The organism is Actinophytocola sp., assembly GCF_035942955.1.
GTDB lineage: Bacteria > Actinomycetota > Actinomycetes > Mycobacteriales > Pseudonocardiaceae > DASYTH01.
On the sequence record NZ_DASZCQ010000315.1, the window covers coordinates 16195 to 27462 of the forward strand.

General features: G+C 70.2%; 10 protein-coding genes. 8 read left to right on the forward strand and 2 right to left on the reverse strand.

Going from position 1 to position 11268, the window contains the following annotated elements; all coding sequences use genetic code 11:
* Positions 1-43 precede the first annotated feature (43 nt).
* From VGX25_RS31235 to VGX25_RS31245, 3 genes are all read left to right on the forward strand, one after another.
* Positions 44-1312 (forward strand): response regulator transcription factor, encoded by a 1269-nt coding sequence (locus tag VGX25_RS31235; protein ID WP_326921545.1) that lies wholly within the window; start codon positions 44-46, stop codon positions 1310-1312.
* Between the two features lie 13 nt (positions 1313-1325).
* Entirely contained in the window at positions 1326-3053 is a 1728-nt protein-coding gene (locus VGX25_RS31240) for a copper resistance protein CopC (protein ID WP_326921546.1), read from the forward strand.
* Between the two features lie 171 nt (positions 3054-3224).
* Positions 3225-4112, forward strand: a complete 888-nt coding sequence (locus VGX25_RS31245; RefSeq protein ID WP_326921547.1) for a DUF559 domain-containing protein — start codon at positions 3225-3227, stop codon at positions 4110-4112.
* A gap of 376 nt (positions 4113-4488) precedes the next feature.
* Here VGX25_RS31245 and VGX25_RS31250 read toward each other — a convergent pair whose 3' ends face one another.
* Positions 4489-5685, reverse strand: a complete 1197-nt coding sequence (locus VGX25_RS31250; protein ID WP_326921548.1) for an acyl-CoA dehydrogenase family protein — start codon at positions 5683-5685, stop codon at positions 4489-4491.
* Entirely contained in the window at positions 5682-7130 is a 1449-nt protein-coding gene (locus tag VGX25_RS31255) for a type I 3-dehydroquinate dehydratase (protein ID WP_326921549.1), read from the reverse strand. Before VGX25_RS31255 ends, VGX25_RS31250 begins: the two co-directional genes overlap by 4 nt.
* A gap of 92 nt (positions 7131-7222) precedes the next feature.
* On the opposite strand from VGX25_RS31255, the gene VGX25_RS31260 reads away from it, so the two are divergent.
* From VGX25_RS31260 to VGX25_RS31280, 5 genes are all read left to right on the forward strand, one after another.
* A complete protein-coding gene (locus VGX25_RS31260; RefSeq protein WP_326921550.1) occupies positions 7223-7918 on the forward strand; it encodes a nitroreductase in 696 nt (231 codons plus the stop codon).
* Between the two features lie 437 nt (positions 7919-8355).
* Complete coding sequence (locus tag VGX25_RS31265; RefSeq protein ID WP_326921551.1) at positions 8356-8769, forward strand: hypothetical protein; 414 nt, start codon at positions 8356-8358, stop codon at positions 8767-8769.
* A 10-nt stretch (positions 8770-8779) separates the two neighbouring features.
* Positions 8780-9196 carry a hypothetical protein gene (locus VGX25_RS31270; RefSeq protein ID WP_326921552.1) on the forward strand — a complete coding sequence of 139 codons (417 nt, stop codon included), beginning with the start codon at positions 8780-8782 and terminating at the stop codon, positions 9194-9196.
* A 36-nt stretch (positions 9197-9232) separates the two neighbouring features.
* A complete protein-coding gene (locus VGX25_RS31275; protein WP_326921553.1) occupies positions 9233-10333 on the forward strand; it encodes an LLM class flavin-dependent oxidoreductase in 1101 nt (366 codons plus the stop codon).
* A gap of 15 nt (positions 10334-10348) precedes the next feature.
* Positions 10349-11086 (forward strand): hypothetical protein, encoded by a 738-nt coding sequence (locus VGX25_RS31280; protein ID WP_326921554.1) that lies wholly within the window; start codon positions 10349-10351, stop codon positions 11084-11086.
* Positions 11087-11268 lie beyond the last annotated feature (182 nt).

Below are 11268 nucleotides of genomic sequence, written 5' to 3' on the forward strand. Positions count from 1 at the left end.
TACGCACCGGTTCTTGATTACGAGTCAGGACCGAGGTTGAGGCATGGAGGGGATCAATTCCACAACAGTCGTGCTCCAGCACCAGAACCGGCTCGTACGGGAGATGCTGGCCGGGCATCTGGTGCGGGAGCCGGGCATCACGCTTGCGGGTACGGCGCCGTCCGGTCCCGAGCTGATCCAGCTCTGCACCCTGCGCAAGCCGACGGTGGCCGTCTTCGAGGCCGATGCCCCCAGGTGGAGCAACGAGCGGCTGGTCTCCCTGCTCCTGCAGTCCGGCCGCGACATCCGCATGGTCGGCGTGCACGACGCGCTGCCGACCGCGTACGTGATTCGCGCCTACGACGCCGGGGTCAGCGCGCTGGTCTCGTACACCAGCGGCCTCGAGGCATTACTTGAGGCGGTCAAGAATCCGTTGCTGCCGGTGGAGGCCGCGCGGGCCAAGCGGGTGGACGGGCACACGCTCACCGAGCGCGAGCTGCAGGTGCTCTACCTGATCAGCGCCGGCTACCCGCCCAAGCAGGTGGCCACCGAGCTCGGCATCAGCCTGCACACGGTGGAGAACCACAAGCAACGCATCTTCGCCAAGCTGGACGTGCACAACCAGGCACACGCCGCGGCCAGCGCGGTGCGGCTGGGCCTGCTGCCCCGGACCGTGCCGATGCCCAGGCAGGAGCCCCGGCTGCCGAGGCGGCGCCGACGGCTCGGCGTCGTGCTGCGCGATCCCACCGGCCGGCTGTCCGGCCGGATCAGGGAGGTGCTCGCCGAGCACCACATCCCGATCCGCGACGAGAGCGGCGACGGGGCGGCGTCCGACGGCTCCGAGCAGGAGCTGGTGATCACCATCCTGGTCGACCCGACCGAGCACGACTGGCCGGTGCCGGACCGGCGGGCCGAGCTGGTGGTGGCGGTGACCAGCCGCGAGCCGAAGCGGTCCGAGGTGACCAAGGCGCTGTCCGGGGGCATCGCGACGGTCCCGGCGTCGCGCATGGACGACCTGCTCGTCCCCGCGATCCGGGCCACCGCCCAGGGGTACGTCCTGGTCAACTCCAGCTACGTGCGCGCCCTGCTCGGCCCGTCGCACGCCGGCTCCAACGGCGGCTGGCAGCGTTGGGAGCTTGCGCTCACGCCTCGCGAGCGCGAGATCCTCAACTCGATCGGCCGCGGGCACGCCACCAAGCAGACCGCGCGCCTGCTCGGCATCTCGATCCGCACGGTGGAGAACCTGCAGAGCAACCTGTTCCGCAAGCTCCGGGTGCACAGCCGGGCCGCGGCCCTCGTCGCCGCACACGATCTGGGCCTGCTCGACGAGTGACCCGGAGACCACAGTGGACAGTCAAGTTGGGGCGAGATCCCGGCGGGTCCTTGCCGTGCTGGCGATGGCGGCGGGCCTGCTGCTGGTGTTCACCGGTGTGGCGTCGGCGCATGCCGAGCTGATCGAGACCAACCCGGCCAACGGGGCGCACCTCGACCGCGCGCCGCGCGAGGTGGTGCTGCGGTTCACCGAGGCGGTCAGCCCGGTGCGCGACGGGTTCAGCGTGCTCGACGACGGCGGCCGGACCGTCGCGCGGCCGGCCGCCACGACCGCCGGGCCGGACGGCACCCGGATCAGCGTTCCGCTGCCGGACCCGCTCGCCGACGGCGTCTACATCGTCAACTGGCGCGTGGTCTCCACCGACTCGCACCCGGTGCACGGCGCGTTCGTGTTCAGCGTCGGCGACGCCAGGGCGGCGCCGCTGGCCGCCGCCGGGGCGCAGTCCGGCTCGGACCCCGTGGTCGCGTTCGCGTTCTGGCTGTTCCGGCTGCTCGGCTACGTCAGCATGGCCATGCTGATCGGTGGCTGCTTCTTCGTCGTGGCGTGCTGGCCGCCGGGTCGCACGGACCGGCGGGTGCACCGGCTGATCAGGACGGCCTGGCTCGCGTCGATCGGCTGCGCGGTGGCCGCGCTGCTGCTGCAGGGCCCGTACGCCTCGGGCGCGTCGCTGGCCGGCGCGCTCGACCCGGCGCTGCTTGCCGACACCCTCGGCACGACCTACGGCGTGCTGGTGCTGGCCAGGACCGCCCTGCTGGGATTGGCGGGATACGTGCTCATCCGGCTGGTCCGGGCCGCGGATCCGTTGTCGGCCAAGGGGATTGCCGCATTCGCGGTGCTCGGCATCGTGCTGGCCGCGACCTGGAGCGGCACCGGGCACCCGGCCGCCGCCGGCGACCTGGCGTGGGCAGCGCTGATCCTGGACGTGGCGCACCTCGGCGCCGTTGCGGTGTGGCTGGGCGGCCTTGCCGTGCTCGCCGGGGTGACCCTCGGCCGGCGCGGGCAGCCGGCCGAGGACGAGGCCGCGGCCGCCGTGACCCGGTACTCGAAGACCGCGGCGGTGGCAGTGATCGTGCTCGGCGTGTCCGGGCTGCTGCAGGCCTGGCGCGAGCTGGTCGCGTCCGGCCTCGGCACCGAGTACTTCTCGCTGCTGATCTTCAAGATCGGCGCGTTCGGGGTGCTGATCTGGCTGGCCGCGCTGTCCCGGTCGCTGGTGCGGCGCCGGTTGACCATGCCGGCCGGCGCCCGGCGTGGCGTGCAGCGGCGGGTCCAGCGCGACATGCTCTCCGGGCTGCGGCTGTCGGTCCGTTGGGAGGCGGTGATCGCCGCGGTGGTGCTCGGCCTGACCGCCGCGCTGGTCGCCACCCCGCCGGGCGGCCGCGATCACGGCCCGGCCGCGGCCACCGGCCTGCCCGACGGCCCGTTCCTGGCCGCGCTCGCCCTGCCGGACGCCGGCGACGTGCAGGTATGGGTCTCCCCGGCCCGCACCGGTCCGAACCAGATCGTGCTCAACGTCCGGGACGGCCGGGGAGTCAACCGCGACGTGCCCGGGGTGGCCGCCCGGCTCCGGTTGCCGGCCAACGACATCGGCCCGCTGCCGGTCACCCTGACCAGGTCCGCCCCCGGCCAGTACGTCGCCAACGGGGTCATGGTGCCGGTGGCCGGCACCTGGCAGCTCGGCCTCGACATCCGCAGCTCGGACTTCGATCAGTCCACAGTAGACGCCCAATTCACCGTCCGCTAACCCGCGTGTTGGCCTGTGGCGTCGGCGTGTTGGCCCCTCAAGTCGGCGTGTTGGCGCCTGGCGTCGGCGTGTTGGCGTCTCACGTGGTCCAGTTGTCCACAGACGACCCAGTTGTCCACAGATCTCCCGCTGGCGGCCCGATCAACCCGGGCCGCACGCCACCCTGGGTGCATGACAGAACTCCACCACGCCCGCCGCCGCAGTGACCTCGCCGCCGAGCTGGGCGAGCACGGCCTGCGCGCCGCCCTGCGCAGCGGCGCCCTCAAGCAGTTGTGGCCCGGCGTCATCGTCCCCGGCCTGCGCGCGCTCGAGCTGCCGACCAGGGCGGCGGCCGCCCTCCTGTTCGCCGGCGAGGGAGCGGTGCTGTCCGGGCCGACGGCCGCCCAGCTCTACGGCTGCACCGCCGCGACGGGCACCGACGTGCACGTCACCGTGCCCTACTCACGATGGGTCCGCCGCCGGCCCGGCCTCGTCGTCCACCACGACAGGTTCGCCGAGGAGGACGTCGGCACGGTGCTCGGCATGCCCGTCCTGGCCCTCGACTTCGTGATTGCCGAGCTGCTGTGCACCGCGCCGAAGCGGCTGGCCCTGGCCTGTGCCGACCAGGCGGTAGCGCTCGCCGGCGCCGAGGAGGGCTGGGATTTCCTCGGTGCCGTGCAGGATCGTTTGGTATACCGGGACGATCGCCGGGGGACGCTGCGGGCGGCCGTGCTGCTCGGCCTGGCGACGGGCAAGGCGGAGTCGCCGCCGGAGAGCTGGCTGCGGCTGCTGGTGGCCGATGCCGGCTACCCGCTTCCGGAGCCGCAGTACGAGGTGCGCGACCTCGACGGCCGGGTGGTGTACCGGCTCGATCTGGCCTGGCCCGAGCTGCGGATCGCATTGGAGTACGACGGCTACGAAGCGCACGAGCACCGGGAGAGCCAGGATGCCGAGCGGGACGCGCGGCTGCGGGCCCGGGGGTGGATGGTGATCAGGGCGCGGGCGGAGGATATGCGGGACTCCGCGCGTTTGCTCGGGGAGCTGGCGAAGGCGTTCGGCGTACGCCGGTATGCCGCGTGAGGCGCCAACATGGCGACGCCAGGCGCAAACCCGGCGACGTGAGCGGCAAACACGCCGGGGGCCGGGCTGCGAGCGGGGAGAAGGAGGATCTCCCCGCCCGCCGTGCACGGTGGGTAAATCGGGCAAACCGGATGCAATACGAGATTCTTGGGTGAGCCGGGTCAGTTCCTTGCATGCTCGGCACGGTCCGGTACTGACCAGGGAGAATCCCGTACGTCGGTATGGCTCCCCGCCCGCCGTGTACGAGGCGACACGCCTTTCCCGATTGGCTTGTTGGTGCCTGTTGTGGGAAGAAATATGACACCGTGATCCGTATGCGGGAATAGTCCAAACTCCCTAGGAGTAGGCATATTCCTCAGGTAGCGGCTCCGCGGGCTCAGGGCTTGTAGAAAGAGGGGTCATAAGGCTCGCCGAGGGCCGCGCGACCAATCGTAGCAAGAATATGGTCGTCGTTATCGTGGCGAACGTAGAACGTCAGATCGCGCAGTATCCGCTCCACCGGGCTCGGCCGCACCAGGGACCGCGCGCCGCAGGCCCGCACGCAGTGATCGACGGTGTCCAGCGCCAGGTGCTCGGCCAGGTGGCGGGCCCGGGACCCGGCGATCCTGGCCTCCATGCGCCGGCCGGAGTCCCACAGGTCGGCCACGTGCCGCAGCCACAGGTCGCCGGTCTCCACCGCGACGGCCATCGCCCCGATCCGTTGCTGCACGAAGGGATCGCCGTTCTTGCGCTGGCGCAGCACGTAGTCGACGGCGTACCGGTACACCGTCTCGGCCGCGCCGAGGAAGCTGGCGGCGTAGTGCGGGATGAACGCGGTCTGCCATTCCTGGCGCAGGTAGTCGCCCGGCTCGCCGATCCGGTGCGTGTCGGGGATGTAGGTGTCCTCGAAGCGGACCAGATGGCTGACCGTGGCCCGCATTCCCATCGGGTCCCACCAGGAGTCGTCGATCGACACCGACTGGTCGGCCAGCTGGCAGGCGAGCATGAGCACGCCGTCGCGGGAACCGGCGTTGCGGGCGCCGCCCGGCCCCGCGGTGTCGACCAGCAGGATCGCCCAGTCGGCTCCGGTGGCGCTGGTGGCGAACACCTTGGAGCCATTGATGATCCAGCCGTTGGCGACCTTCTCGACGGTGGTGCCGAACCGGCGCTTCTCCCCGGGCTTGGGCGCCTGCGGCTCGCCGCTCCAGGCCACCCACTTCTCGCCCCGGCGCACCACCCCGTCGAACCAGCTCTCTTTCTGCTCCTCGGTGCCGAGCGCGTCGATGAGCACCAGCGAGTTGGTGTGCCCCTCCCAGCACCGGCCCAGCGACAGGTCGGCCCCGGCGATCGCCTTGGTCATCTGCCACAGCTCGTGCGTGCGGCCGTGCAGCGGCCCGAGCCCGAGCCCGCCGTAGCGGCTCGGCACGGTCGGGGCGTGCAGCCCGGCGGCGAACAGGTCCGCGAAGTCTTCCATGGGGAACGTGGCGCTGCGGTCGTAGCCGTCGGCGCGCTCGGCGAACTTCTTGGTGAGGGTGGGCAGATCGGTCGCGACCGTGGACATGACGTCCTGACGGTCGATGTCGGTAGTGGTCATCTGACGTGCTCCTTGGGTGACAGGTCGGCCGGTGGTTGGCCGGATTCCACTGTGTTGGGGAAGGCGCGGCCGCTCAGCAGGCGGAACTGGCGCGCCACCTCGACCATCAGCACGTGCCAGCCGTCCACGACGGTGAGCCCCCAGTCCCGGGCCGCGGCGGCCAGCTCGGTCGGTTCCGGGCCGTACGCCATGTCCACCACCACGGCGTCGCGCCGCACGCGATGGACGGAGAACGGTGGCATGCCACGGATCGGCGTGGCGTGCACGATGATCGAGTAATCCTCCGGGGCGAACTGGTCCAGCGGAACGAAATCCAGCTCGAGCAGATCCGCGGCGTAGCGGCCGCGTGCCACGCCGCGGTTGACCATGGTGACCTTGGCCCCGGCCCGGAGCAGGCCCGCCGCCGCGCCGCGCCCGGCCCCGCCGCAGCCGACGATCGCGGCCTTGCGGCCGTTGACCCGAATGCCGGCCTCGCGGATCGCCTGCGCGACGCCGATCGGATCGGTGGTGTACGCCCGCCAGCCACCGGCCTTGTTGACCAGGAGGTTGGCCGCCCCAGTGCGGGCCGCCTCGGCGTTGACGGTGTCGGCGAGCGCCAGCGCCTCCTCCTTGTACGGCGCGACGACCGTCGCCCCGCCGAACGGGATGCCGAGCAGGTCGAGCTCCGTGCACAGGGTCCGCCAGTGGTGGGTGAACTCGTTGGCGTGCAACGGCAGGTACAGCGCGGGCAGGCCGAGCTGCTGGAACGCGGTGTTGTGCAAGCGGGGCGAGTGCGACTCGCCGACCCGGCGGCCGACGATGCCGTACAGGGTGTCCAGCCGCGGAAGCGCCGGGAACGGGTAGTCGCGCAGCAGGCGCTCGACGGTCAGCAAGCCGTGCGCGCCGTTGTGCCCGAGGCCGCCGAACACGACCGGCGCGCCGAGCCAGGGCGCGAGCAGCCGGCTGCAGCCGCCGAGCTCGCCGCTGGCGAACGCGGTCACGTCCGATCGCCCGAGCTGCCGCAGCAGGCGCAGCGGGGCCATCGCGTGCTCGACGGTCTCGGCCTCCGGTGCCAGGAGGTAGAGCCGGGCGGGCGTTGCGGCCATCCGGCCGAACACGGTCGCCAGCCCGACGTGGTCGCGACCCTCCCCGTACCAGCAGATGCGCCTGCGGTGCGGGGGAATGGCGGCCAGCAGCTCCGGGGTCAGGTCCCGGTCGAGCTCGAGGTCGATCACGTCGTAGTTGCGGGCGGCGGCGAGTAACCGGCGCGCGCGTTCGGCCGGGCTGGCGATGAACGCCCCACCGGACTCGATGCTGCGCAGGCTGTAGATCAGCTCCCCGTCCAGGTGGCTGCGCAGAATGCTCGGGTCGAGGTCCCCGGTGAGATCCGCGCGAATCTCCAGCGCGCTCGCGACACCGCGCAGTGCACGCAGCTCACGGCGTTGGGTCCACACCGCCGTGGTCAATGTGGCTACGACCGCGCACTTGCGTTGCGGTGACCCGTTCTGCGTCGGGACGGGCCTGGACAAATTCCTCATGGCGACGACAATCCCATGACATGGACGCCTTTCTTTGGGCTGGTTTCCTCTCTGTCCTCAGTGCCCGGCACTGCAAGCGCGCCTTCCTCGACAAGCCGGTGCCCCGCGAGGTCCTCGAGCAGGTGCTGCGCGCCGCCGCCAACGCGCCGTCCACACGGAACGGTCAGCCGTGGCAGGTGGCCGTGCTGTCCGGCCCGCGCAGGGAGGCGCTGGCCGCGCGGCTGTGCGCGGAGTTCGACAGTGGCGTGCAGCCCAGCCCGGACTATCAGAACCGGCCGGTGCGTCCGGACGAGGCGACCGAGCGGCGGGCCCGGGAGGCCGGCGCGGGCGTGTTGCGTGCCAAGGGCGTTGAGCGCACCGACGCGGCCGCGCGGCGCGCCCACCTCAGGGACAACTACCAGTTCTACGGCGCTCCCACTGAGATGATCTTCCACCTGCCCGCGGAGGCCCCGCCGGGACTGTTCCTCGAGATGGGTTTCTTCCTCGAGAACGTCATGCTCGGACTTGTCGCATGTGGACTCGGAAGCTGCCCGCAGTTCAGCGTGGCCGGCTACGCCGACGCCATCCGGGACGAGCTGGGCCTCGGCGATCGGTTGGTGGTGTGTGGTCTTGCCGTCGGCTATCCGGACGAGTCCGTGCCGGTGAACCACTTCCACCCGCGCCGCGCCGAGCTCGCGGACTACGTGCAATGGCACGATCAGTCCACAAAGGAGTAAGAGGAACGACACCCCGGCCGGGGTGTGATCCGGCGTCGTGGTTGCGACCACAACCAGCGCCAAAACGAAAAGGCCGATTCCGGGACCGAGCATGGCTGGGCCGGCCCGCTGTGCGCGCGTCAAGGTTCTCCTCCGCTGCCTGTGGAAATGGGAGTTTGAACGCGCGGCCCGTGCTCACCCAGTCACGCACTCGCGAACATATGCAGTTGTCCGTATGGCGGCGACCGGCTCGAGTCCCTCTGTATGCCGTATGCACGCCGTCACCATGACGTTACCTCATGTCGTAGACAGCCTCGGTTGCAAAAAGTACCTAGGGGCTGCACGCAGTCCTAGGCAAAACGCCCCCTGTCGACCCGGTGCGGCCGGAGCCTACCGTCAGTGACCAGAACCCCGTGTGCTGGTCGACGGCCGGGGGACTCTCCGCTGGAGGTTTCTCCATGACGTCCCTGGAGTATGTCCGGGCAGAGGACCAGCTTCCGGCCGGTGGCGAGGCCCCGGGCGGCGCGCTTAGGCTGGCGCCGCTGGTCGGGACCTGGTACGCGACGGATCAGGAGGCGCTGGGAATCGTCCGGCTGGAGCTGCACGACAGTGACGGCGCGTTACTGGTGCGGGCCTTCGGCGCCGACGTCACCGAGCCATATGACTGGGGTGAGGTGTCGGGTACGCCCTATGGCCACGGAGTGACCGCCGTCGAGGCCATGGCGTTCAGCGCCATATACGACTTCGGCTTCCTCATCACCATCCTGAGCGCCTACCTCATACAGGGAATGCTCGTCCTGGACACGTTCAACACCTTTACCGACTCCAGCGGTCGTTCGAACTACTTCACCCGCGAGTTCTTCCACCGGTGAGGTGCGCGAATTGACCGACGTCATGGTGACGAGGACCCGGGACCGCCCACCCGCCGGCGTGCTGGGCTCGGTACCAGCGGTCGATCTTCGTCCGCTGCTCGGCGGGTGGGTCAATTGCAACCAGCACACGACAGGGATCCACCGGATTGAGATCGGCGACTGGGAGGGCATGCCGATCGTCCGGGTGTTCGGCGCCGGCCGCCCGGCGCCCATCGACTGGGGCGAGGCCGCCGGCTCGGCGTTCACCGACGGTGTCGGGCGGCGCGAGGCGGTCGCCTTCACGGCGACCTACGACCTGGGGTTCATGCAGGTCCTGCTGGCGTGTTACATCAAACTGCGCCTGCTTGTGGTCAACGCTTACTCCACGTTCACCGATTCGAGCGGTCGGGCGAGCTACTGGCAGCCGGACAACTTCTACCGGCCATGACTGCCGTGCGGCGCCGACCTAGTGAAAGGAAGCACCATGACGCCGGCAGACAGCGGCCGGATCCGCTTTCACTGGAGCCTGCCGTCGACCGGGGTCTCCGACCGCGGCAAGGGCGCGAGCGCGCGAACGGCGATCAACCCGATCTCCGACCTCGACCGGCAGCGCGACTTCTGCCGGCGCGCCGAGGAGCTGGGCATCGATTCGCTGCTGGTGCCCATCGGGTTCCAGCGGGCCGAGCCGGCATGCGTGGCCACCGCGTTCGGCCTGGCCACCGAGCGGATCAAGTTCATGATGGCGTCCCGCCCCTCGGTCGTCAGCCCGACGTATTTCGTCCAGCAGGTCAACACCGTGTCCGCGTTCACCAACGGGCGGGTCGAGATCAACGTGGTGTCCGGCCAGAGCTCCCAGGAGCAGAAGTACTACGGCGACTTCAGCACGCATGACGAGCGCTACCAGCACGCCGACGAGTTCTGGACGGTCTGCCACGCGCTGTGGCGGCGGGAGTTCCCGGTCAACTTCGAGGGAAAGTTCATCAAGGTCGAGGGCGCCAGGGTGAACATGGACTACGTCTCGCCGGACAGCCACCGGCCGTATGTCTACTTTGGAGGGAGCTCGGACCAGGCACGGGAGCAGGCGATCAAGCACGCGGACTGCCTGCTGCGCCTCGCCGAGCCCCCCGAGCTGCTCGCACCGAAGATCGAGCCGGCGCTGGCGGCGGGCATCGAGGTCGGGATCATCTGCAACCTGATCGCCGCCGAAACCCACGAGGACGCCGTCGAGCACGGCTACGCGCTGGTCGAGAACGCCGGCGAGGCCGGGAAGGCCGCCGTGGCCGACTGGCGCAGGATGCTCAAGGACTCGGTCGGCTTCTCGACCATGTTCGACCTGGCCGAGAACGGGTCCCCATGGCTGACCCCGTTCCTGTGGACCGGCCTGGTTCCGTACCTGGGACCGGTGTCGATGTCGCTGATCGGCAGCGCGGCGGAGATCGTCGAGGCGATCTTCGAGTACCGGCGGATCGGCGTCACGCATTTCCTCTTCCAGGCCCGCCCGGACTTCCCGACGCTCGAGTTCTTCGGTACCAATATCCTGCCCGCGGTCAATCGGCGGGAAGCAGGCGAACCAGTACCAGGGTAGGGATAAGGAGACGGCGTGACCGTGCAGACGATGCGGGCCGACGGGAAGCAGGTGGCCGGGGCCAAGGCGAACCTGGCGCCGCTTCTCGGCTCCTGGGTCAACTCCAAGCCGGACACCGACTACATCGCCAGGATCGAGGTGTCCGAGCGGGACGGCACGTTGCTGATCCGGCCGTACGGGTCGGCCGACGGCGAGCCGATCGACTGGGGCGAGGCCGCGGCCACCCCGTACGTGGCCAGCGGAACGACCGAGCCGGCCGGCTTCCACGCCCGCTACGAGCTTGGCACCGTGCACACCGAGCTGGCGGCCAACGAGAAGTTCGGCATCCTGGTGATCCAGTCGTACACGTCGTTCCACGACGACAGCGGCCGGCTCGGCCACTACTCCAGGGAGTTCTTCCACCAGGGCGAATCCGACCGCGGCGCCGCGAAGTCGCTGGTCGGACAGTGGCGCAACTCCAACACCGCCACCGAGTGGATCAAGGGCTTCACCATCGCCGACAACGGCGGCACGCTCGCGCTCACCGTCCAGTCGGCACAGGAGCCGACCGACTGGGGCACCGTCGAAGCCACGCCGTACCGGGACAACCTCGGCGAGCCGGCCTTCCACGCCGTCTACGACCTGGGCTCGGTCGAAGCCGTGCTGTGCGCCAACACCAACAAGCGCCTGATCATCATCGCCGCGTTCCTACGCTTCAAGAACAGCACCGACACCAACTTCCTGTGCCGCGAGTTCTACTACCGGCAGGGATGACCCGACCAATCACGTCGTGTCCGACGGGAAGTCCCGGCCGCGCCGCGCGCAGCGCGGTTGTCGCTCGACGGCGGGTGATCATGCCCGACCGGGGCACCGTTGAAGTCGAGGGCACTCTCGGCGAGCCGGCCGTCTACGACGTGGGCTCGGTGAAGGGGACGGCGGTCCGGGCGTGAAGTCCC

Coding starts and splice junctions, on each gene's coding strand:
- VGX25_RS31260 (WP_326921550.1), top strand. CDS start 7,223: ATGGACGCCTTTCTTTGGGCTGGTTTCCTCTCTGTCCTCAGTGCCCGG.
- VGX25_RS31235 (WP_326921545.1), top strand. CDS start 44: ATGGAGGGGATCAATTCCACAACAGTCGTGCTCCAGCACCAGAACCGG.
- VGX25_RS31275 (WP_326921553.1), top strand. CDS start 9,233: ATGACGCCGGCAGACAGCGGCCGGATCCGCTTTCACTGGAGCCTGCCG.
- VGX25_RS31245 (WP_326921547.1), top strand. CDS start 3,225: ATGACAGAACTCCACCACGCCCGCCGCCGCAGTGACCTCGCCGCCGAG.
- VGX25_RS31250 (WP_326921548.1), bottom strand. CDS start 5,685: ATGACCACTACCGACATCGACCGTCAGGACGTCATGTCCACGGTCGCG.
- VGX25_RS31265 (WP_326921551.1), top strand. CDS start 8,356: ATGACGTCCCTGGAGTATGTCCGGGCAGAGGACCAGCTTCCGGCCGGT.